This is a genomic window from Xanthomonas sp. NCPPB 2250, assembly GCF_056725265.1.
Map to the genome: position 1 here is coordinate 4118437 of NZ_CM161520.1, position 22925 is coordinate 4141361.

A 22925-nucleotide genomic window follows, 5' to 3' on the forward strand; every position below is an offset into this window, starting at 1 on the left:
TGTCAGGCGTCACTCAACCGTAATAAAACCGTAGTCTACTGGCGACCTTCCTCCCCAGTTCCACGGTGCCGTTGTGCAGAAACGCATCCTGATCGTCGACGACGAACCGGCCATCCGCGACATGGTCGCGTTCGCCCTGCGCAAGGGCGACTTCGAGCCGGTGCATGCCGGCGATGCCCGCGAAGCGCAGACCTCGATCGCCGACCGAGTCCCGGACCTGATCCTGCTGGACTGGATGCTGCCCGGCACCAGCGGCCTGGAACTGGCCCGGCGCTGGCGCAAGGATGCGATGACCCGCGAAGTGCCGATCATCATGCTCACCGCCCGCGGCGAGGAGAACGACCGCGTCGGCGGCCTGGAGGCCGGCGTCGACGACTACGTGGTCAAGCCGTTCTCCGCACGCGAGCTGCTGGCGCGGATCCGCGCGGTGATGCGCCGCACCCGCGAGGACGACGAGGACGGCAGCGTCTCGGTCGGCAGCCTGCGCATCGACGGCGCCGCGCACCGGGTGTTCGCCGGCGAGGCGCCGGTGCCGATCGGCCCGACCGAGTACCGCCTGCTGCACTTCTTCATGACCCACCCCGAGCGCGTCTACAGCCGCGCGCAGTTGCTCGATCACGTGTGGGGCGGCAGCGTCTACGTGGAAGAGCGCACCATCGACGTGCACATCCGCCGCCTGCGCAAGACGCTGGAGCCGTTCTCGGTGGAAAACATGGTGCAGACCGTCCGCGGTTCCGGCTATCGCTTCTCTGCGTCCATCTGACCGCCGCCTTCGCCTGCTATAACGGCGGACGGATCACGATCCTTTGCGACAGAGTGCGTTCCCGATGCCCCGCCACATCCGCTCCGCCTGGTTGAAGACCCTCGGCACGCTCGCCGGCCTGCTGTTGCTGGCGTTGCTGATCGGCTGGATCGGCGGCCATGTGTGGATGGCGCTGACCCTGATGTCGCTGGGGGTGATGGGCTGGCACTACTGGCGGCTGCGGCGGGTGCTGCGGCGGCTGACCGCGCGCCAGCGCTGGGAGCCGCCGGCCGGCACCGGCGTATGGAACGAACTGGACCGGCTGCTGTACCGCAGCCAGGCGGAAATGCGCGTGCGCAAGCGGCGCCTGCTGGACATGCTGCGCGCCTACCGCGCCGCCGCCGCGGCACTGCCCGACGCGGTGGTGGTGGTGGACCGCAACAGCCAGCGCATCCAATGGTTCAACGAAGCAGCCGGCACCCTGCTCGGCCTGCGCCACCCCGGCGACCTCGGCGCGCCGGTGGTGGAGCGGCTGCAGCCGATGCCGCTGGCGCACTGGCTCAGCGGCGGTCGCAACGCCGAGCCGATGCTGGACATGCCCTCCCCGGTCGACGACCGCCTGCGCCTGAACCTGCGCCTGATTCCCTATTCCGACGACCACTGGCTGCTGGTCGCGCGCGACGTCAGCAAGCTGCTGCAACTGGAGCAGGTACGCCGCGATTTCGTCGCCAACGTCTCGCACGAGTTGCGCACGCCGCTGACCGTGGTCCACGGCTACCTGGACATGCTCGACCCGGAGGACTTTCCGGATTCGGGGCCGATGATCGCCGAGATGCGCAAGCAGTCGCAGCGCATGACCCAGTTGGTCGAGGATCTGCTGACCCTGTCGCGGCTGGAATCGCAGGAACACGCCAACGAGGAGTCGATCGCGATGGCGCCGATGCTGGCCACGCTGCGCCGCGAGGCCGAGGCGCACAGCCAGGGCCGGCACCGCATCGAGGTCCACGACGAGGCCGATTGCGACCTGGTCGGCTCCAACAAGGAACTGCACAGCGCCTTCTCCAACCTGGTCACCAACGCGGTGCGCTACACCGCGGCCGGCGGCACCATCCGCATCACCTTCGCCCGCGAGGGCGATGGCGCGGTGCTGGCGGTGCGCGACAGCGGCTACGGCATTCCCGCGCATCACCTGCCGCGGATCACCGAGCGCTTCTACCGCGTCTCCAGCAGCCGCTCGCGCGAAAGCGGCGGCACCGGCCTGGGCCTGTCGATCGTCAAGCACGTCCTCGGCCTGCACCAGGCGCGGCTAGAGATCGAGAGCGAAGTCGGCAAGGGCAGCACCTTCTCCTGCCACTTCGGCGCCGGGCGCGTGCATCCGCGGCACGACCATGCCACCCTGACCTCCGCCTAACGAGAGACACCATGCCCCGCCGCGCCCCTGCCCTGCCGCCCACGCCGCCCCCGGACATTCCCAGCGACCCGCTGCGCGACCCCGCGCTGTACATCAACCGCGAGCTGTCGCAACTGGACTTCAATTTCCGGGTGCTGGCGCAGGCGCAGGATCCGCAGGTGCCGTTGCTGGAGCGGCTGCGCTTCCTGTGCATCTCCTGCACCAACCTCGACGAGTTCTTCGAGATCCGCGCCGCCACCGTGCGCCACGCGCAGGAATTCGGGCTGCCGCCGGCGCCGGACGGGATGAGCCCCAACGCCATCCTCACCTCGATCCACGACCGCGCCGCGCAACTGGTCGACCAGCAGTACCGCTGCTGGAACGAGGTGCTGCGCCCGGCGCTGAAGGACGCCGGCATCGGCGTGCTCGGCCGGCATTCCTGGAACGCGCGGCAGAAGCGCTGGCTGCGCGCCTACTTCCGCAACGAGATCATGCCGGTGCTGTCGCCGCTGGGGCTGGACCCGGCGCACCCGTTCCCGAAGATCCTCAACAAGTCGCTGAACATCGTCGTGGTGCTCAAGGGCACCGACGCGTTCGGCCGCGTCGGCCACCTGGCGATCGTGCGCGCGCCGCGCTCGCTGCCGCGCATCATCCAGTTGCCGGAAAGCCTGGCCGAGGGCGGCCAGAGCTTCGTGTTCCTGTCCTCGGTGCTGTCCACCTTCGTCGACGAACTGTTCCCGGGCATGGAGGTGATGGGCTCCTACCAGTTCCGCGTCACCCGCAACTCGGAACTGGTGGTGGACGAGGAGGAAGTGGAGAACCTGGCGCTGGCGCTGCGCGACGAACTGGTCAACCGCGGCTACCGGCCGGCGGTGCGGCTGGAAATCGCCGAGGACTGCCCGAAATCGATCGTGCGCACCCTGCTGCAGAACTTCGAACTGCCGGAGAACGCGGTCTACCGGATCAACGGCCCGGTCAACCTGAGCCGGGTCAACCAGGTCTACGACCTGGTGCAGCGCCCGGACCTGAAGTATCCGGCGATGAATCCGCGCACCCTGCGCGACAGCGAAGGCATCTTCGAGATCGCCGCCGCCGGCGACGTGTTGCTGCACCACCCGTTCGACGCCTTCACTGCGGTGCTGGACCTGATCAAGCAAGCCGCGATCGACCCCAACGTGCTGGCGATCAAGCAGACCCTGTACCGCACCGGCAAGGACTCGGCGATCGTCGATGCGCTGGTGCTGGCCGCGCGCAACGGCAAGGACGTCACCGTGGTGGTGGAACTGCGCGCGCGCTTCGACGAAGAGGCCAACCTGGGCCTGGCCGACCGCCTGCAGGAAGCCGGCGTGCAGGTGGTGTACGGCGTGGTCGGCTACAAGACCCACGCCAAGATGCTGCTGATCGTGCGCCGCGAGGGCCGCAAGCTGCGCCGCTACGTGCACCTGGGCACCGGCAACTACCACAGCGGCACCGCGCGCGCCTACACCGACCTGAGCCTGATCACCGCCGACGTGGACATCGGCAACGACGTGCACCTGCTGTTCCAGCAGTTGTCCGGGCTGGCGCCGAAGATCCGCCTCAAGCGCCTGCTGCAATCGCCCTTCACCCTGCACCCGGGCGTGCTGCACCGGATCGAGCGCGAGACCAAGCTGGCGCATGCCGGCCGCCCGGGCCGCATCATCGCCAAGATGAACGCGCTCAACGAGCCGCAGGTGATCCGCGCGCTGTACGCGGCCTCGCAGGCCGGGGTCAAGATCGACCTGATCGTGCGCGGCGCCTGCACCCTGCGCCCCGGCGTGCCGGGCGTCTCCGACAACATCCGGGTGCGCTCGATCGTCGGCCGCTTCCTCGAGCACAGCCGGGTCTACTGGTTCGGCAACGACGGCGCGCCGGAACTGTTCTGCGCCAGCGCCGACTGGCTGGAACGCAACCTGCTGCGGCGCGTGGAGACCGGCTTCCCGATTCTCGATCCGGACCTGGTCAAGCGCATCCACCGCGAAGTGCTGCAGAACTACCTGGCCGACAATCTCAACGCCTGGGAACTGGACGCCGACGGCAACTACCGCAAGCTGGCCCCCGGCCAGGACCAGCCGCCGCATTCGGCGCAACTGGCCCTGCTCGACGGGCTCTGAGCACACCGCGGCGCAGCGCCAACGGCGCGCGCCGCGCATCGGCTACCATTCCGCCATGCCTGCCACCTCCCCCACTCATCCGCCGCTGCGCGACGGCGACCTGCTGGCCGCCATCGACCTGGGTTCCAACAGCTTCCACATGGTCATCGCCCGCTATCAGCTCGGGCAGTTGCGGGTGGTGGACCGCCTGCGCGAGACCGTGCGCATGGCCGACGGCCTGGACAACAAGGGCGGGCTGTCCGCCGAGGCGCGGCAGCGCGCGCTGGAATGCCTGGCGCGCTTCGGTCAGCGCATCCGCGACCTGCCCTCGCTGCGGGTACGCGCGCTGGCGACCAACACCGTGCGCCAGCTGCGCTCGCCGCAGACCTTCCTGATTCCCGGCGAAACCGCACTCGGCCATCCGATCGAAGTGGTCAGCGGCCGCGAGGAAGCGCGCCTGATCTACCTCGGCGTGGCCCACGCGCAGCCGCCCAAGCCGGACGAACGCCGCCTGGTCATCGACATCGGCGGCGGCTCCACCGAGTTCATCATCGGCAGCGGCTTCCAGACCCTGGAACGCGAGAGCCTGCAGGCCGGCTGCATCGCCAGCACGCGGCGCTTCTTCCCGGGCGGCAAGCTGTCCAAGAAGAAGTGGAAGGACGCGCTGACCGAGATAGGCGCGGAGTTCCAGCAGTTCGCCGGGCAGTACCGTGCGCTGGGCTGGCACGAGGCGCTCGGCTCGTCGGGCACGCACAAGGCGATCGGCGAGATCTGCGCGGCGATGAAGCTGACCAAGGGCGCGATCACCGCCGAAGCGCTGCCGCAGTTGCGCGACCGCCTGCTGCTGGCCAAGCGCATCGAGGACATCGACCTGCCCGGCCTGTCCACCGACCGCCGGCCGATCATCGCCGGCGGCGTGCTGGTGCTGGAGGCGGCGTTCCAGGCCCTGGGCCTGCAACGGCTGATGGTGAGCAAGGCGGCCATGCGCGAAGGCATCCTCTACGACATGCTCGGCCGCGGCGGCGAGAACGATCCGCGCGAAACCGCGATCGCCGCGCTGACCCAGCGCTACGGTATCGACGAGGCGCAGGCCGCGCGCGTGGAGCACACCGCGATGGCGCTGTTCGAGCAGGTCGCCGGCGACTGGGCGCTGGATGCCGACGACGCGCGCATGCTCGGCTGGGCCGCGCGCCTGCACGAGCTCGGCCAGGCCATCGCGCACAGCCAGTATCACGTGCACGGCGCCTACGTGCTGGAGCACTCGGACATCGCCGGCTTCTCGCGGCAGGAGCAGCAGGTGCTGGCCACGCTGGTGCGCACGCACCGCCGCAACGTGTCCAAGACCGCGTTCGACGCACTGCCCGACCGCCTGCTGCTCAGCGCCAAGCGCAAGGCCGCGCTGCTGCGCCTGGCGGTGCTGCTGCACCGCGCGCACGAGGCCGACCCGATCCCGGCACTGGAACTGAAGGCCGATGGCGCCAACCTGCACCTGATCCTGTCGCAGCCGTGGATCGAGTCGCGGCCGTTGCAGCGTGCCGACCTGATCGGCGAGGTCGAGGGCATGGCCGGGTTGGGGATCAATTTCCGCCCATTCGTGGCTTGAAGGCTGGGATTCGGGACTCGGGATTCGGGATTCGGGATTCGGGATTCGGGATTCGGGATTCGGGATTCGGGATTCGGGATTCGGGATTCGGGATTCGGGACGGCAGCATGCTGTCCGCGGTCAAATCGTGGTCAAGCGATTTGCTGAAAAAAGTGCCGGTTTTGGAAAGAAAAGCCGCCCCTCCTGAAGCCGCGACACCGCGGCTTTTTTGTGGGAGGGGCTTCAGCCCCGACGCCTTACCGATACCGCGTCGGGGCTGAAGCCCCTCCCACAGAAAAACGGCACGGCGACGCACTTGCGAAAAACCCCGAATCCCCAATCCCGAATCCCCAATCCCGGCTTTTGGCGTCATCGTTCCTACATGCGCTGGACATGTTCGCTTCACTGCATTGCGCGAGGCTTTGTCAAACCGGAGCCCCCGCATGCGCTACGCGATCGTCACCGAGACGTATCCCCCTGAGGTCAACGGCGTCGCGCTGACCGTGCAGGGGCTGGAACTGGGGCTGCGCGCGCGCGGCCATACCGTCGACGTGGTGCGTCCGCGCCAGCCCGGCGACGCCGACCCGGCGGATCTGCGGCTGGTGCGCGGTGCGGCGCTGCCGCGCTACCCCGGACTGAAGTTCGGCCTGCCCGCGCCGCGGCGCCTGACCAAGCTGTGGCAGGCGGCGCCGCCGGATGCGGTGTACATCGCCACCGAAGGCCCGTTGGGCTGGTCGGCGCTGCGCAGCGCGCGGCGCCTGGGCATCCCGATCGCCACCGGCTTCCACACCCGCTTCGACGAGTACCTGCCGCAGTACGGCGCGGCCTGGCTGCAGTCGACCGCGCTGCGCTGGATGCGGCGCTTCCACAATCAGGCCCAGGCGACCCTGGTGCCGACCCGCGAACTGCGCGACTTTCTCGCCACCCAGGGTTTCGAGCGGGTGCGCCTGCTGGCGCGCGCGGTGGACAGCAAGCAGTTCGAGCCGCAGCGCCGCGATGCGCAGTTGCGCGCGCAGTGGGGCCTGCAGGACGACGACTGCGCGGTGCTCTACGTGGGCCGCATCGCTTCGGAGAAGAATCTGCCGCTGGCGGTGCGCGCGTTCCGCCAGTTGCAGCAGCAGCGTCCGCGCGCGCGCTTCGTCTGGGTCGGCGACGGCCCGCTGCGCGAGCGCCTGGCGCAGGAGAATCCCGACTTCATCTTCTGCGGCATCCAGCGCGGCGACGCGCTGGCGCGGCATTTCGCCAGCGGCGACCTGTTCCTGTTCCCCAGCCGCAGCGAGACCTTCGGCAACGTGACCCTGGAAGCGATGGCCAGCGGCGTCGCCACCGTCGCCTTCGACTACGGCGCGGCGCGCGAATACCTGCGCGACGGCATCAATGGTGCGGCGGTGGCCGACGACGAGGCCTTCATCGCCGCCGCGCTGCGCCTGGGCAGCGACGACGCGCTGCGCCGGCACCTGGGCGAGGCCGCCTGCGCGTCGATGCAGCAACTGCGCCCGGAGCGCGTGGTGGCCGATTTCGATGCCCTGCTCAACCAACTGGCGGACACCCGGAGGACGCATGTCGACGCGGCTTGAGATCCTGCGCGGGCACGAGACCCGCTGGTGCCGGCGCGCCAACCACTGGTGCCGGCGGCGTTCGGTGCGACGCTTCTTCGCGGTGATCAGCCGCCTCGGCGACGGCGTGTTCTGGTACGCGCTGATGACCCTGCTGGTGCTGTGCGACGGCATGGACGGCGTGTTCGCCTCCGCGCACATGGCCGCCACCGGCGTGGTCGCGCTGAGCCTGTACAAGGGTCTGAAGCGCTGGACCCGCCGCCCGCGTCCATACGCCGCCGACCTGCGCATCCGCGCCTGGGTGGCGCCGCTGGACGAGTTCAGCTTCCCCTCCGGCCACACCTTGCACGCGGTGTCCTTCGGCATCGTCGCCCTCGCCTACTACCCCTGGCTGGCGCCGCTGCTGGTGCCCTTCATCGCCTGCGTGGCGCTGTCGCGGGTGGTGCTGGGCCTGCACTACCCCAGCGACGTGCTCGCCGCCACCGGCATCGGCGCGGTGTTGGCGGGCGTGTCGTTGTGGTTGGTTTGATGAGGAGCCGGGATTCGGGATTGGGGATTCGGGATGGCGTCCGGCCATCCCGGCAGTCAGCGTAGGAGCGGCTTCAGCTGCGACGCATGGAAGGCAAACCGGTCGCGGCTGAAGCCGCTCCTACGAAAGCGCGGTAATGCCCGTGCTCGCGGCTGCCATCCAATCCCAAATCCCGAATCCCCAATCCCGGCCTTACAATGGCCGAATGACCACGCTGTTCATCTCCGACCTGCATCTGGACCCGGCACGGCCGGCGATCACCGCGCTGTTTCTCGACTTCCTGCGCGGCGAGGCGCGGCAGGCCGAGGCGCTGTACATCCTCGGCGATCTGTTCGAGGCCTGGATCGGCGACGACACGCCGTCCGAGGCGGCCGATGCGGTGGCGGTGGAGCTGCACGCGCTGCATGAGGCCGGGGTGCCGCTGTTCTTCATGCACGGCAACCGCGACTTCCTGCTCGGCGCCGACTACGCGCAGCGCGCCGGCCTGCGCCTGCTGCCCGACCCCTGCGTGATCGATCTGTACGGCGAGCCGACCCTGCTGCTGCACGGCGACCTGCTGTGCACCGACGACACCGCCTACCAGGCGTTCCGCGCGCAGACCCGCGACCCGGCCTTCCAGCAGCAGTTCCTGGCGCAGCCGCTGGCCGCGCGCATCGCCTACGCGCAGCAGGCGCGCGCCGCCAGCCAGGCGCGCCAGGCCGACCTGAAGCAGGGCGACCGCGCGCAGTTCGAGACCGTCACCGACGTGGCGCCGGCCGAGGTCGCCGCCACCTTCGCCCGCTACGGCGTGGCGCGGATGATCCATGGCCACACCCACCGGCCGGCGGTGCACGCGCTGGACGTGGAGGGCCGCGCCTGCACCCGCATCGTGCTCGGCGACTGGTACGAACAGGGTTCGGTGCTGCGCGTGGACGCGCAGGGCTGCCAGCTGCAACAGCTCTAGCGCCAACCTCCGGCGCGGCCGCGCGCAGCCCAATGATGCGCACCCGGCACTTCGCGGCAACGCATTTCCCTGCGACCGCGGCGCGGCTGCAGGACGGCGCCGCATAGCGCTTCGGCCCCGGATTTCGCCGGGCCGCTGATGACGGCGTCCAAGCGCACCTGGCCGTCTCTGCCCACCTCATTGAACGCGGCTATCGGCCTTGCCGCCCGCGCGCGACGTCGACACCGCCCACATCCGGTCCACCGTCCTCCACCCGCGTTTCCTGGCCACGCACCGCCGCGACCACGCGCGCGGCGCGGTGCGAAAACGCCGCTCAGGGCAGGCCGCCACCGGCTTGCTGCTGCCGCCACTGCGCGTACTCGACGAAGTCGCCGTCGACCACGTCGTACCACTGGATCGCGCCGGAGCGCTCGACGCGGAAGCGGTCGCGGACCGGCTCGGTCTGCGGGTCGCCCGGGCAGCCGTCGCCGTGCTTCTCGCGTACGGCGATCTCGATCGCCGCCGGCGCGGCGGCCTCGGGTGCGGCCGCTGCAGACGCTGCCGCGGAGGCGGCGTCCTCGTCGTCCTCGACGGCGTAGCCCAGGCACTGCAGGTCGGGATAGGCATGATCGGCGGACAGGCGCGCCTGCAACACGTCCATCGCGCGGTTCCCGTCGAAGGTGTCGGCTGGTGCGGCCGGCGGGGTCGCCCGCGGCGCGTCGGTCTTGGCGGTCGGCGACGGGGTATCGGTCTGCCGGTCGGGAGCGGGGCCGCAGCCCGCGCTCAGCATCGCCAGCAGCAGCGCGGCCGGCAGTCGCATGCGCTTGAACATCGTCGATCCCAGGAAGTCGGTCGGCACCGGCCGCGCCAGCGCCGCTTCCCAGCATAGCCGAAGCGGACGCCGCCGCGCCCGCTCCGGCCGTCTTCGCTGCGCGTGGCGCAGGCAGGCGGCCTGCGCCACGCGCGGGCCGGCTCAACGGAACCCGGCCACCGTCGCCTTGGTGTTGACCAGCACGCGCTGGTTGTCGGCGGTGCTGGCATTGCCCATCGGCACGCCGTTGTAGGACACGTTCGGGTTGGACCAGTAGTTCAGCCGCGGGCAGCTGCTGGTGCAGTTGTAGGCCATGATCGTGCGCCAGCTGTTGCCGTAGCGATAGCCGTGGCCATAGGCGTACGGCGAGGTGCTGGAGTCGGTGGCCACGTCGTGGCGCGCGCTCTGCAGGTGGCCGATCTCGTGGGCGAAGCTGTAGTAGCCGGTGGCGCAATCCCAGTACACCGCCGCGAACGCGGTGGCGGCGGTGGAACCGATGCCCGAGGCGAGACCGCAATAGGCGGAATTGTCGATGATCAGCACGCCGACGTCGGCCGCGGTGCTGTTGCGCGAGGTATGGATGCTGTCCATGTAGCCGTCGCTGGTGCCGCGGAAGCGGGTCAGGTCGGTGTTGAAGTCGCCGGACTCGGTGTAGTTGGTGGTCTCGTAACCGGCCAGCTGCATGGTGATGCCGACGTTGCTGTTGGTGTAGCCCTGGTTGGACTCGGCCACCGCCAGTTGCACCAGCGACTGCATGTTGCCGCCGTAGCTGGTCACCGCCTTGTTGGTCGCCACCACCAGCACGCGGATGGTCGCGGGCGAGCCCGACGAGGCGCCGGCGGCGGTCACGCGTTCGTCGATCACCGACTGCGGCATCTGCACGGTCGGCAGCAGCGCGTAGTCGGCCGGATGCTCGGCCGGCATGCGCCGCTCGTCGACTTCCACCAGCACATGGCCGCCACCGGCGATCGGACGCAGGTGGAACAGCGTGCCGTTGCTGCGGATGCTGCCGGTGATGGTGTCGCCGCTGCGCACCAGGATCGCCGAGTTCAGCGGATCCAGGCCGGACAGCGCACGGGTCCGTGCCGCCGCGGCATTGCCGAGATTGCCGTACCAGATGCTGTTGCCGCCTTCCAATTGCTCGGTCTTCAACTGCGTGGCGGTGATGCGCTGGCCCAGCAGGTCCAGCTCGAGTTGCTTCTGTCCGGCGGTGACCGCGGCGGCGTTCACGCCGACCCGCTGCACCGCGCCGGTGGCGGGATTGGCCAGCAGGCGGCTCAGCGCCGGCTCGCCGGCGATGGACTTGGAGACGTACTGGCTGCTCTGGAACAGGGGCGTTCCGGCCGCGGAGGCGGAACCGGCGACACACAGGGCAAGCATCGCGGTAAGGCTGCACATCGACTTCATGTCGGACTCCTGGGTGGTGAGTAGGGACGAACGTCGCCCCGCGCGCGGCCGGAAACGGGGGAGGCCGCGCGGGGGAGTTCGATTAGCCGCTCAGCCACCGTTCAGCGCAAGCACCAAATGCAGCGGGGTCTCCGCTCGGAGATAGGCGTCACAGAACGCACGCGCAGGCGTTCATGCAGCCGCCTGCGCCTTGGACGCGACACGCGCGCCACGACGCAGGAGGACGCCGCCTCAGCCGGCCTGCTGCTGCAGCGCCAGCAATTCGTCCTCGTCGAACCCGGCCAGCAGGCGCGCCTGCAGGTTGAACGGGCCGTGCAGGTAGCCGCCGGCGTACTCGCGCAGCAAGGCGGCGAAGCGGGCGCGCGGCTCGATCCCGGCCTGCGCGCAGTACCAGCGATACCAGCGCGAGCCGGCGGCCACGTGCGCCACTTCCTCGCGCAGGATGATCTCCAGGATGTCGGCGGTGGCGTCGTCGCAGAGCGCGCGCAGCTTGGCGATCATGCCCGGGGTCACGTCCAGGCCGCGCGCCTCCAGCACGCGCGGCACCAGCGCCATCCGCGCCAGGCCGTCGTGGGCGGTCTTCTCGCACATCTCCCACAGGCCGTTGTGCGCGGCGAAATCGCCGTAGGCATGGCCCAGCGTGCGCAGGCGGTCGCGCAGCAACACGAAATGGCGCGATTCGTCGTCCGCCACCGCCACCCAGTCCGCGTAGAACGCCGGCGGCAGGCCGCGGAAGCGGTAGACCGCGTCCCAGGCCAGGTCGATGGCGTTGAGCTCGATGTGGGCGATGGCGTGGATGAACGCCGCACGGCCCTCGGCGCTGCCGAGGCCGCGCCGCGGCAACTCGCGCGGATGCACCAGCAGCGGCCGCGGCGGCCGCCCAGGCATGCGGATCGGCTCGGGCGCCGGCGCCGCGGCCGGCACCGCGAGCGCGCCGTCGCGCCAGGCCGCGGCATGGCGCTGGGTCAGCGCGACCTTCTCGTCGGGGTCGGCGGCATCCAGGCAGGCGCGCGCGGCCTGGTACAGGTCGCCGTTCACGGCGCCACCGACGGATTCGCGGCCGCCTGGCGCCGTTGCAGCCAGGTGCGCTGGGCCTGCTCGCAGCGGTTGCCGGGCACCTTGAACACGCAGTCCACGCGGTGCGCGCAGGCCAGGGCGAAGGCGCTGCGGCGGTCGGCCGCGGGCGGTTCGGGGATGTTCGCCAGCGGTGCGCTCGACGGCCAGCCGGCGTCGACGCCGATGCCGGCGGCGAGCAGGCGCGCCGTGCCATCCCGGCAATCGACGGCATACCCCCACTGCGGCGCATCGGCGCGCACGTCGTCGGAGGAGCGCTGCGCGCGCAGGCGCAGCAGCAGCAGGTCCTCGCCGATGCGCTGCGCGCCGGCGATCGCCAGCGGCGCGCGGTAGCCCGGCTGCAGCAGCGCCAACTGGTCCGGGGCCATGTACAGCTGCAGCATGGTCAACTGCGCACTCGGCACGCTGCCGTCGCGCAGGCGCGGGTCGTCCAGCGCCTGCACCGGCCGCGTGGCGTCGTCAGCAGTGCAGCCGCCGCACAGCGCGACCAGGCCCGCCAGCGCGAGCATGCGCCGCGCCCGGGCGCGGCGGCGGCGGGACTCAGGCACGGCGCTTGCGCTTGGCCTCGTCCGAGCGCAGTTGCATGATCCGCTCGAAATAGCCGGGTTCGATGCCGGTGGTGTACTGGCCGTTGAAGCACGAGGAGTCGAACGCCTTCAGTTCCGGGTTGCCCTCGCGCACCGCGGTCTCCAGGTCTTCCAGGTCCTGGTAGATCAGCCAGTCGCAGCCGAGGAATTCCTGGATCTCCTGCTCGCTGCGGCCATGCGCGACCAGTTCGTCGGCGGCCGGCATGTCGATGCCGTAGATGTTGGGATAGCGCACCGGCGGCGCGGCGCTGGCCAGGTACACCTTGCGCGCGCCGGCGTCGCGCGCCATCTGCACGATCTGCCGGCTGGTGGTGCCGCGCACGATCGAATCGTCGACCAGCAGCACCACGCGGTTGCGGAATTCCAGGTGGATCGGGTTGAGCTTGCGGCGCACCGACTTCACCCGCTCGCCCTGCCCCGGCATGATGAAGGTGCGGCCGATGTAGCGGTTCTTGACGAAGCCCTCGCGGTACTTCACCCCGAGCACGTTGGAGATCTCCAGCGCGGCGTCGCGCGAGGTGTCCGGGATCGGGATGATGGTGTCGATGTCGTGGTCCGGGCGCAGGCGCAGGATCTTCTCGCCCAGCTTCATGCCCATGCGCATGCGCGCCTTGTGCACCGAGACGTTGTCGATCATCGAGTCCGGCCGCGCGAAGTACACGTACTCGAAGATGCACGGGGTGTGGTCGGTGGGCGAGGCGCAGACCTCGGAGAACAGCTCGCCGCGGCCGGTGATCACCAGCGCTTCGCCGGGGCGCACGTCGCGCACGCGGGTGAAGCCGAGGATGTCCAGCGCCGAGGACTCGGAGGCGACGATGTACTCGTCGCCCTCCACGCTCTCACGCTTGCCCAGCACCAGCGGACGGATGCCATGCGGATCGCGGAACGCGACCAGGCCCAGGCCCAGCACCACGCTGACCACCGCATAGCCGCCCTTGCAGCGGCGGTGCACGCCGGCCACGGCGCGGATCGCCGCCTCCGGGGTCAGCATGCGCTGCGCGTCGAGCTCGTAGGCGAACACGTTCAGCAGCACTTCGCTGTCCGAATCGGTGTTGATGTTGCGGCGGTCGGCCTCGAACACCTGCTGGCGCAGGGCCTCGGTATTGACCAGGTTGCCGTTGTGGGCCAGCGCGATGCCGTACGGCGAATTCACGTAGAACGGCTGCGCCTCGTCCATGCCTTCCGAGCCGGCGGTCGGATAGCGGCAATGGGCGATGCCGACGCGGCCTTCCAGCACCGCCATGCGCTTCTCGTCGAAGACGTCGCGGACCAGCCCGTTGGCCTTCTGCACGCGCAGACGCGTACCGTCGGCGGTGGCGATGCCCGCCGCGTCCTGGCCGCGGTGCTGCAGCACGGCCAGGCCGTCATAGAGTTGCCCGGCCACGTTCTGGTTGCCGACGATTCCGACGATGCCACACATGTCAACGCTCTCCGCGGCGGGAATGCCGCTATTGGGAAGGTGGCCGTGCCTGGCCGTTGGGTTCGACCCGTGCCGGGTCGAATTGCGCCGGACGCGCCTGCGCCGGATCGATGTTCGCGGGCATCAGTTGCGACGGATCGCCCCCGGGCTGCGCGGACCGCACCCCGGGACGTCCCAGGGCCTTGGACATCATCTCCTGCAGCCCACTGGCCTGCAGGGCGTTGCCCAGCGCGGCATTATCGCCTGCCGCGGGCAAGTTGCCCAAATTCATCTGCGACACGTTCAGTTGCGGCATCTGCGACAGGTTCATCTGCGGCATCTGTGGCATGTGCCAGTCCGGGATCTGCGCGCGCATCCAGCCCACGCCCGGGTTGAGCACCGGCAGCACCATGGAATGCTGCCAGTCCGGCTCGCGGGTCAGCGGGGTGAAGCTCATCAGGAACGCCAGCACCGCGGCGAAGAAGCCGCCACGCGCCGCACCCAGGCCGAAGCCGAGCGCACGGTCGGTGCCCGATAGCGCGGTCGAGCGCACCGCGGTGCGGATCACCATGCCGGTGATGCCGACCACCGCCATCACCGTGACGAAGGTCAGCGCGTAGCCGCCCAGGTAGTAGCTCATGCTCGGCCGGGACCCGTTGGCCAGCCACTGCCCGGCATTGCCGCCGAACTGGAACGTGGCCCAACCGGCCAGGAACCAGGACAGCGTGCCGACCACGATGCCGACGAACCCGCGCAGGGCCCCGAGCAGGGCCGAGACCAGGATCACCGCCAACAGCACCATGTCGATCATGCGCGCCTCCCGCGGCCGAGCCGCTGCATCGCGCCGATCGCGCGTCGCGCCTGCCTTCCCTGGACCATCGTGCTACTCCATGGGCCGCGGCCCGATCAAGGATGTGGACGTACCATACCGCTGATGCCGACCTTGGCTGCCACCTGGGCGCGCAACTGCTCGGCATCGGCGCGGTTGGCGACCGGGCCGACCCGCACCCGGTTCAGCGCGCCCTTGTCGGTGCGCACCTGCTCGACGAAGGCGCTGAAGCCGGCCGCGCGCACCTTGTCGCGCAGGGCATTGGCGTCCTCGGCCTTGCCGAACGCGCCCAGCTGCACGGCGAAGCCGGTACCGGAAGCGGCAGGCGCGGCCGGCACGCTCGGCGCCGGCTTGGCGGCCGCGGTGGTGGCCGGGGTCGCCACGGGCTTGGCGGGTTCGGGCTTGGTCGCCACCGGCTTGACCGGTTCCGGCTTGGGCGCCGGCGGCGTCGCCGGCTTGGCGGTGGCGACCGGCTTGGCCGGCTCCGGCGGCAGCGCCTCGGTCCTGGCCGGGGCGGCGGGCGCGGCGGCGGCGACATTGCTGCCGGCGGCAGGCGCGGCGCTCACCGGAGTGGCGTTGCTCGGCGCCGCATCCAGGGTCACCACCTGGGCGTTGACGTCGTTGCGGACCTTGACCGCCTGCAGGCGCACGGATTCGGCCTGGGCGCGATCGGCATACGGTCCGATCCGCACCCGCCAGGCCTGGCGCCCGCCGATCGTGGCCTGCTCGCGGAAGCCCGGCAACTGCGCCTGCTTGAGCCGCGCGATCACTGCATCGGCATCGGCGGCGGTGGCATAGGCGCCGAAATTCACCGCGTAGTTGCCGGCGGCCGTGCTCGGCGGCAACGGTTGCGCGGCGCTGCCGGCCGCCGGATCGGCCAGATCGGCGGCATCGGGGTTGTCCTTGACCGGCGCCGGCGCGGCGGCTGGCGCAGCGGCGGCGCCCGGCGCCTTGGCCATGCCCACCGCCCCGCCACTGGGTGCGTCGCCCGGGGTCACCAGCGGCAGCTCGCGGGTCTCGAACTGGCCGTCGGCCGGCGCCTCGGGCGCCTTCAGCGGGACGTTGGCCACGCCGCTGTCGGGCGCAGGCCCCTTCACCAGCATCGGCAGGAAGATCACGGCGAGCGCTACCAGGACAAGGGCGCCAATCAATCGCTGTTTCAGGACGGTATCCACGGAAAGGCTGAGGGGGCGGCGTGGCGGAGTGCCGTGCCGATTATAAGGTGGGCCCGCGCAGAGGCGGGATCAGCCGGCTGAATGCAGCCAGTGCAAGGCTTCGGCAGCGGTATGGAACGAACCGAACACCAGCACCCGGTCGCCCGGCTGCGCCTGCGCCAACGCCGATTGCAGTGCCTGCGCCACGCTCTCGGCGAGTCCGGCCTCGGCGGCGGCGGTCCCCGCCAGCCGCGCGCGCAACTGCGCAGCGCTCTGGCCGCGACTGCCGCTCAAGCCGGCCAGGTACCAGGCATCGACCTGCGCGGCCAGTGCCTCCACCACCCCGGCGGCGTCCTTGTCGGCCAGCGCCGCGAACACCGCGCAGATGCGGCCGGCGACCGGCTGCGCCTGCAGCGCGGCGGCCAGTTCGCGGGCCGCCTGCGGGTTGTGGCCGACGTCGACCAGCACCTCCACCCCGTCGCGCACGCACGGCTGCAGGCGCCCGCGCAGGCGCGCGGCGGCGATGCCCTCGGCGTAGGCGCTGCGTGGCAGCGAGCGGCGCAGCGCGCGCAGGGCGGCGATGGCGGTGGCGGCGTTGGCGCGCTGCACCGGCGCGCGCAGCTGCGGCAACGGCAACTGCAGCTCGGTGCCGACGTCGCGCCAGCGCCAGCGGTCGGCGTCGATCGGGTCGTGAAAGAAGTCGCTGCCGGCGCGCAGCGCATTGGCGCCGATCGCATAGGCCCGCCGTAGCACGCTGGACGGCGGATCGATCTCGCCCAGCACCAGCGGTTTCCACGGCCGCGCGATGCCGGCCTTCTCCGCGCCGATCGCCTCGCGGTCGTTGCCGAGCCAGTCGGTGTGGTCGATGTCCACGGTGGTGATCACCGCCACGTCGGCGTCGACCAGGTTCACCGCATCCAGGCGGCCACCGAGGCCGACTTCCAGTACCGCCAGTTCCAGCTTGGCCTGCTGGAAGAGCCACAGCGCCGCCAACGTGCCGTATTCGAAATACGTCAGCGCGGTGTCGCCGCGCGCGGCCTCCACTGCCGCGAAGGCGGTCACCAGATCGGCATCGCCGGCCTCTTCGCCGTCGATGCGCACGCGCTCGTTGTAGCGCAGCAGGTGCGGCGAGGTATAGCTGCCCACCCGCCAGCCGGCGGCACGCGCGATCGCCTCGATGAAGGCGACGGTCGAGCCCTTGCCGTTTGTGCCACCGACGGTGATGACATGCTTGGCTGGCTTGGTCAGGCGCATGCGTGCGGCGACCGCGCGCACCCGTTCCAGGCCCATGGCGATGTCCTGGGGGTGCTGGCGCTCGATGTAGGCGAGCCATTCGGGGAGGGTGTTCATGGAGGCGATTGAACTCGACTGATGCGACGACAGCGCGCGCACTCATAGCGGCGACGCATTTTGCTGCTGCGTTGGCTTTGGTTTTGGCTGTTGCTGTTGCTGTTGCTGTTGCTGCTCTTGCTCTGGCTGTGCCTCTGGCTCTGGCTTTGGCTGTCGCTTTGGCTTTGGCTGTTCCGGATCCCGTGAGGCACGGCAAGCAGGCCGGATAAAAACCCCGCAGGGGCGGCGCGCAGGATGCGCGCCGTTTTTCGACGGCACATGGATGTGCCGCCGAAAAATGTCCGGCCTGCTTGCGCACCCGGAGCGCGCAGCGCGGAGGGCGTGCCGCCCGGGTGTGCTTTCTTTTGGTTACTTTTCTTTGCACAAGCAAAGAAAAGTGACTCGCGCGTCAAGCGCGAAAGCATTTGATCTTGCCTTTGCATCAACTCAACGCATCCTGGCAAAGAATCAGCAGAACACTACAGCGCCCGATGCTTCGCCTCGCCGAAGAACGGCGTGTGGTGCGCGCAATCGTTCAAGCGCACCACTTCCAGATGCTCCACGTCCGGCCCTTCGAGCAGGTTCAGCGTGGTCGGCGCCTGGCGGAAGCTCCACAGCCGCGCGATCGGCAGGCCCAGCACCCGGCACAGGATCACCCGGTTGACCGCGTCGTGGGCGACCACCAGCAGCGTGTCGTGCTCGCCCAGACCGTCGGCGGCGCGGGTCAGGCCGCGCCAGGAACGCTCCAGCACCTGCCGCAGCGACTCGCCACCCGGCATCAGCACCGTGTCCGGCTCCTCGCGCCAGGCGCGCAGGCGTGCCGGATCCTTCTCGTGGATCTCGCTGGCCAGCAGACCTTCCCACTCGCCATGGGCGATTTCCTGCAGGTCCGGATCGGTCTGCAGCAGCGCCTCGCGCTCAGGCCCCAGGGCGAAGCGCGCGGTGCGTTGCGCGCGCGCCAGCGGCGAGGCCACGGCGCGGGTCAGCGGCACTTCGCGCAGGCGTGCGCCCAGCGCCTGCGCCTGGGCGTCGCCGACCGGCGACAGCGGGATGTCGATCTGGCCCTGGTAGCGGCCTTCGGCGTTCCACGGGGTTTCGCCATGGCGGGCGAGCAGAATGCGCATGCGCTGGATTCCTTGGGGGGAAGGGGCCGTCTCGCAAACGAAAACGGAGCGGCATGATACCCGCTCCGTCGCCGGAAACCCTGCGCTGCATCCCGCGTGTGCGCCCCGCCCCGCCGGAGCATGGCGGCGTTTGCCGGGGCGGACACGCGGACGGCGGCAAACGCCGCCGCCCGTCGGGCCTGGCTCACTTGGCCAGGTTCAACTCCTTCAACAGACGCGGCGCCGGCATCACTTCCTGCATGATCCAGTGCAGGTAGCGCGAATCGACCGCGATCATGCGCGTCATCGCCGGATCGAACACCCAGTTCGAGCTCACCGACTCCCAGTTGCCGTCGAAGGCCAGGCCCACCAGCTTGCCGTGCGCGTCCATCACCGGCGAACCGGAATTGCCGCCGGTGATGTCCAGGTCGGACAGGAAGTTCACCGGCACCGTGCCCAGCCGCTTGTCCTCCAGCCCACCGTAGCGCTTGGCCTTGGCCGCATCCAGCAACGCCTTGGGCGAGTCGAACGGCTCCACGCCGGTGTCCTTGGCGACCACGCCTTCCAGCGTGGTGAACGGGGTGTAGGCCACGCCGTCCTTCGGCGCGTAGCCCTTGACGTTGCCGAAGGTGATGCGCAGCGAGGAGTTGGCGTCCGGATACACGAACTCGCCCTGGCTCTTCTTGTAGTCGGCCACGGCCTGCAGATAGCGCGGACGCGCCAGCAGTTCCTCGCCCTCGCGACGCTTCTCGTCCTGCTCGATCTGCAGCAGGGTCGGCATCAGTGCCACCGCATAGCGCAGCGCCGGGTCGTCGCTGGCCTCGAACGCGGCGCGGTCGGCATGCAGCCACTTCAGGCGCGCCTCGGTATTGCCCAGCTGGGTGCCGGCCAGACGCGTGGCGGCGGCCTGCGCGTCGGCACCGGCCAGCCACTGGTCCAGCGCCGGCAGGCGCTGCGCCTTCGGAAGCTTCAGGTACTGGTCGAACCAGTAGCGCTGCAACTGGCTGTCCATGGCGGCGACATAGCGGCGCTCCATCTGCTTCATCGCGCCCTCGATCTCGGGCAGGTCGCGCTCCTGGTAGCCCGGCTCGCGTTCGGCGTCCGGCTTGGCGCGTTCGATCGACAGGCGATACAGGGACACCGCACTGCCGAGCACGCCGGTGCGGCGCATCTGCCGCAGCACCAGGTCGCGATCGCGGGTGGCCTTGGCCTGCTCGCCCAGCGCCAGCAGTTGCGCATGCGCCTGCAGCGCGGCCTTGCCCTCGCCGCCCTGGCGCTTGAGCCAGGCCAGCACCGCGCCCTCCTCGGCGTGCTTCTTGGCCGCCGCATCGATGCGCTTGAAGCCCTCCAGCTGGCCCTCGTAATTCTTGGCGACGTTGTTCCAGCTGGCCATGGTCGCGGCGTACTTCACCTGGATGTCCGGGTTCTGCTTGCCGGCCTGCTCCACCAGCGCGATCAGGTCGCGGTACTGGCGCGCGGCGGTGGGATAGCCCCAGCTCGCGGTGGCGTCGAATTCGGAGGCCAGCGCATAGCGGTTGGTACGGCCCGGGTAGCCGGCGACCATGACGAAATCGCCGGCGCCCAGCGGCTGGTCGGCGAACTTCAGGAAGTGCTTGGGCTGGTACGGCACGTTGTCCTTGGCATAGGCGGCCGGCTTGCCGTCCTTGCCGACGTAGGCGCGGTAGAACGAGAAGTCGCCGGTGTGGCGCGGCCACATCCAGTTGTCGACGTCGCCGCCGAACTTGCCGATGCCCGACGGCGGCGCGTAGACCAGGCGCACGTCGCGGATTTCCAGGGTGCGGAACAGGCGGTAGGTGTTGCCGCCGGAGAAGCTGTACAGCTCGCAGCGGTAGCCGGCATCGGCTTCGCACGCGGCGACCTGGGACTTGTCGAAATCCTCCAGCGCCTGCGTGCGCTTGAGCGCATCGTTGCCGGCGGCGGCCATCGCCGCCTTGGCCTGCGCGGTGACGTCGGTGATGCGGTCGAGCACGTAGATGCGCGCGTTCGGGCCGGCGCTCAGTTCGGCGCCCTGGCTGGCGGCGCTGAAGCCGTCGCGGATCAGGTTCTTCTGCGGAGTGGAGTTGAGCTGGATCGCGCCGTAGGCGCAGTGGTGGTTGGTCACCACCAGGCCCTGCGGCGAGACGAAGCTGGCGGTGCAGCCGCCGAGCGAGACCACCGCGCCCATCGGGTCGCCGGTGAGATCGGACAGCTGTTGCGGCGACAGTTTCAGGCCGGCCTGCTGCAGCGGCCCGGCGATGTCCGGCAACTGCTGCGGGACCCACATGCCCTCGCCAGCGCGGGCGGCGGAGGCGCCGGACAGGGCGGCCACGGCGGCGATGGCGACAGCCAACGAATTCGAACGCATCGAATAGCTTCCTTGATGACAGACGTTAGAGTGTAACGGCTGTCGTCAAGCGGCCGGACCGTGACCAATGGCACCCTGACCGCGCCGCAACATGGCCGCGTCGGCCGGGCGCTTATACTGCGCGCCCTCTTCCCATCGAATCTGTACCGACATGGCGCAAACAATGAAGGCGCTGGTCAAGCGCGAGGCCGCCAAGGGCATCTGGCTGGAACAGGTGCCGGTGCCGGTGCCCGGCCCCAACGAGGTGCTGATCAAGCTGGAAAAGACCGCGATCTGCGGCACCGACCTGCACATCTACCTGTGGGACGAGTGGAGCCAGCGCACCATCAAGCCCGGCCTGACCATCGGCCACGAGTTCGTCGGCCGCATCGCCCAGCTCGGCTCGGCGGTCACCGGCTACGAGGTCGGCCAGCGCGTCTCGGCCGAAGGCCACATCGTCTGCGGCCACTGCCGCAACTGCCGCGGCGGACGTCCGCACCTGTGCCCGAACACGGTCGGCATCGGCGTCAACGTCAACGGCGCCTTCGCCGAGTACATGGTGATGCCGGCCTCCAACCTGTGGCCGATCCCCGACCAGATTCCGTCCGAGCTGGCCGCGTTCTTCGATCCCTACGGCAACGCCGCGCACTGCGCGCTGGAGTTCGACGTGATCGGCGAGGACGTGCTGATCACCGGCGCCGGCCCGATCGGCATCATCGCCGCGGGCATCTGCAAGCACATCGGCGCGCGCAACGTGGTGGTCACCGACGTCAACGATTTCCGCCTGAAGCTGGCCGCGGACATGGGCGCGACCCGCGTGGTCAACGTCGCCAACACCTCGCTCAAGGAGGTGATGGCCGACCTGCACATGGAAGGCTTCGACGTGGGTCTGGAGATGAGCGGCAATCCGCGCGCCTTCAACGACATGCTCGACTGCATGTACCACGGCGGCAAGATCGCCATGCTCGGCATCATGCCGCGCGGCGCCGGCTGCGACTGGGACAAGATCATCTTCAAGGGCCTGACCGTGCAGGGCATCTACGGCCGCAAGATGTACGAGACCTGGTACAAGATGACCCAGCTGGTGCTGTCCGGCTTCCCGCTGGGCAAGGTGCTGACCCACCAGCTGACCATCGACGAATTCCAGAAGGGCTTCGACCTGATGGAAGAAGGCAAGGCCGGCAAGGTCGTGCTGAGCTGGTGATGCGCGCGCCGCGGCAACGCGGCGGTGCCGGAAAAACACGAAGGGCGCCTCGCGGCGCCCTTCGTCGTTTCACGAGACGATGCGATCAGAACGCGATCGTGCCCGAGACCACCACGCGGTGACCGGCCAGGCGCTCGGTGAAGTTCGCCGCGCCCTTGTTGTCGGTGTCGTAGTAGCCCACGCTCAGCGCCAGCGGGCCGACCATCTTGCCCACGCTGACGTTGTAGTCGGTGTAGTCCTGGTACGCGGTCAACGCGCTTTCGTAGGTGGTGCGGCCGACGTGCGCGCCGACGCTGAAGCCCTGCGGCAGCGACCAGTTCCCGTCCAGCGCGTAGTAGAAGCTGTCCCGGTCCAGGTTGTACACGTTATCGGTGTAGGCCACGGTCAGGGTGTAGGTCTTGAGGAACTTGGTCTTGGTGATCAGTTCGTTGTAGTTCGACTTGCCGGCGCCCGGATAACCGTAGCGGTTGACCATCACATCGAAGTTCCAGTCCGGCGAGAAATCGACGTTGTAGCCGACGAAGCCGTCCACTTCCCAATCCGGATCGCCCGCACCGAAATCGACGTTGGAGCCCCAGGTGCCCACGTACAGGCCGAACGGCGAGGTGTAGGTGAGGCCGGCCTGGAACGCCGGGCCCTTGTCGGTCTGGGAGACGCCGCGGAACACGTAGTCGCTGACCACGCCATAGGAGCCGGTGACCGGCGAGGTGGGCTCGTCCTGGGCCAGGACGGTGAGCGGCGAAGCGGCCAGTGCGACGGCCAGGGCGAGAGTGGTCTTGTTCACCGGTCATTCTCCTAGGGTTGACGAGGGATGGGTGCAGCGACGAGGCGGATGCGCCTTTACGGTTTTTT

General features: G+C 69.7%; 20 protein-coding genes. 8 read left to right on the forward strand and 12 right to left on the reverse strand.

The genetic code is table 11. The features are described from left to right. Positions 1-73 precede the first annotated feature (73 nt). From phoB to lpxH, 7 genes are all read left to right on the forward strand, one after another. On the forward strand, positions 74-763 hold the full coding sequence (phoB, locus tag AC1PMG_RS16615; RefSeq protein ID WP_017907838.1) for a phosphate regulon transcriptional regulator PhoB: 690 nt from the start codon (positions 74-76) through the stop codon (positions 761-763). A 64-nt stretch (positions 764-827) separates the two neighbouring features. Further along, on the forward strand, positions 828-2153 hold the full coding sequence (phoR, locus tag AC1PMG_RS16620) for a phosphate regulon sensor histidine kinase PhoR (RefSeq protein ID WP_017907839.1): 1326 nt from the start codon (positions 828-830) through the stop codon (positions 2151-2153). An 11-nt stretch (positions 2154-2164) separates the two neighbouring features. Further along, entirely contained in the window at positions 2165-4264 is a 2100-nt protein-coding gene (gene ppk1 / locus AC1PMG_RS16625) for a polyphosphate kinase 1 (RefSeq protein WP_017907840.1), read from the forward strand. A 55-nt stretch (positions 4265-4319) separates the two neighbouring features. Continuing rightward, positions 4320-5846 carry an exopolyphosphatase gene (gene ppx / locus AC1PMG_RS16630; RefSeq protein ID WP_342073915.1) on the forward strand — a complete coding sequence of 509 codons (1527 nt, stop codon included), beginning with the start codon at positions 4320-4322 and terminating at the stop codon, positions 5844-5846. Between the two features lie 422 nt (positions 5847-6268). Further along, positions 6269-7402 carry a glycosyltransferase family 4 protein gene (locus tag AC1PMG_RS16635; protein WP_481109605.1) on the forward strand — a complete coding sequence of 378 codons (1134 nt, stop codon included), beginning with the start codon at positions 6269-6271 and terminating at the stop codon, positions 7400-7402. Next, on the forward strand, positions 7386-7910 hold the full coding sequence (locus tag AC1PMG_RS16640; protein WP_481109606.1) for a phosphatase PAP2 family protein: 525 nt from the start codon (positions 7386-7388) through the stop codon (positions 7908-7910). Before AC1PMG_RS16635 ends, AC1PMG_RS16640 begins: the two co-directional genes overlap by 17 nt. A 205-nt stretch (positions 7911-8115) precedes the next feature. Then, on the forward strand, positions 8116-8853 hold the full coding sequence (lpxH, locus tag AC1PMG_RS16645; RefSeq protein WP_481109607.1) for a UDP-2,3-diacylglucosamine diphosphatase: 738 nt from the start codon (positions 8116-8118) through the stop codon (positions 8851-8853). 313 nt (positions 8854-9166) lie between these two features. On the opposite strand, the gene AC1PMG_RS16650 is transcribed toward lpxH, so the two are convergent. From AC1PMG_RS16650 to AC1PMG_RS16700, 11 genes are all read right to left on the reverse strand, one after another. Then, complete coding sequence (locus tag AC1PMG_RS16650; protein ID WP_481109608.1) at positions 9167-9664, reverse strand: hypothetical protein; 498 nt, start codon at positions 9662-9664, stop codon at positions 9167-9169. 141 nt (positions 9665-9805) lie between these two features. Next, positions 9806-11050 (reverse strand): zinc-dependent metalloprotease, encoded by a 1245-nt coding sequence (locus tag AC1PMG_RS16655; RefSeq protein ID WP_284467703.1) that lies wholly within the window; start codon positions 11048-11050, stop codon positions 9806-9808. 231 nt (positions 11051-11281) lie between these two features. After that, a complete protein-coding gene (locus AC1PMG_RS16660) occupies positions 11282-12133 on the reverse strand; it encodes a ferritin-like domain-containing protein (RefSeq protein ID WP_481111695.1) in 852 nt (283 codons plus the stop codon). Then, on the reverse strand, positions 12085-12633 hold the full coding sequence (locus AC1PMG_RS16665) for a hypothetical protein (protein ID WP_481109609.1): 549 nt from the start codon (positions 12631-12633) through the stop codon (positions 12085-12087). Before AC1PMG_RS16665 ends, AC1PMG_RS16660 begins: the two co-directional genes overlap by 49 nt. A gap of 31 nt (positions 12634-12664) precedes the next feature. Continuing rightward, positions 12665-14131: an amidophosphoribosyltransferase gene (gene purF, locus AC1PMG_RS16670; protein ID WP_017913998.1), complete on the reverse strand. Its 1467-nt coding sequence runs from the start codon at positions 14129-14131 to the stop codon at positions 12665-12667. 28 nt (positions 14132-14159) lie between these two features. Then, positions 14160-14921, reverse strand: a complete 762-nt coding sequence (locus AC1PMG_RS16675; RefSeq protein ID WP_481109610.1) for a CvpA family protein — start codon at positions 14919-14921, stop codon at positions 14160-14162. 95 nt (positions 14922-15016) lie between these two features. Next, the gene (locus AC1PMG_RS16680; RefSeq protein WP_481109611.1) at positions 15017-16114 is read right to left on the reverse strand and encodes an SPOR domain-containing protein; all 1098 of its coding nucleotides are present in this window, start codon (positions 16112-16114) and stop codon (positions 15017-15019) included. Positions 16115-16183: 69 nt separating this feature from the next. Continuing rightward, positions 16184-17452: a bifunctional tetrahydrofolate synthase/dihydrofolate synthase gene (folC, locus tag AC1PMG_RS16685; protein ID WP_481111696.1), complete on the reverse strand. Its 1269-nt coding sequence runs from the start codon at positions 17450-17452 to the stop codon at positions 16184-16186. Continuing rightward, the gene (locus AC1PMG_RS16690) at positions 17440-17847 is read right to left on the reverse strand and encodes a hypothetical protein (RefSeq protein WP_481109612.1); all 408 of its coding nucleotides are present in this window, start codon (positions 17845-17847) and stop codon (positions 17440-17442) included. Before AC1PMG_RS16690 ends, folC begins: the two co-directional genes overlap by 13 nt. A 54-nt stretch (positions 17848-17901) precedes the next feature. Continuing rightward, the gene (locus tag AC1PMG_RS16695) at positions 17902-18546 is read right to left on the reverse strand and encodes a histidine phosphatase family protein (protein WP_267093598.1); all 645 of its coding nucleotides are present in this window, start codon (positions 18544-18546) and stop codon (positions 17902-17904) included. A gap of 184 nt (positions 18547-18730) precedes the next feature. Further along, on the reverse strand, positions 18731-20890 hold the full coding sequence (locus AC1PMG_RS16700) for a S46 family peptidase (RefSeq protein ID WP_481109613.1): 2160 nt from the start codon (positions 20888-20890) through the stop codon (positions 18731-18733). A gap of 151 nt (positions 20891-21041) precedes the next feature. Here AC1PMG_RS16700 and tdh point away from each other — a divergent pair, with 151 nt between their 5' ends. After that, positions 21042-22073: an L-threonine 3-dehydrogenase gene (gene tdh, locus AC1PMG_RS16705; protein WP_193314671.1), complete on the forward strand. Its 1032-nt coding sequence runs from the start codon at positions 21042-21044 to the stop codon at positions 22071-22073. Positions 22074-22158: 85 nt separating this feature from the next. Here tdh and AC1PMG_RS16710 read toward each other — a convergent pair whose 3' ends face one another. Then, positions 22159-22857, reverse strand: a complete 699-nt coding sequence (locus AC1PMG_RS16710; protein WP_184502530.1) for a TorF family putative porin — start codon at positions 22855-22857, stop codon at positions 22159-22161. Positions 22858-22925: the final 68 nt, after the last annotated feature.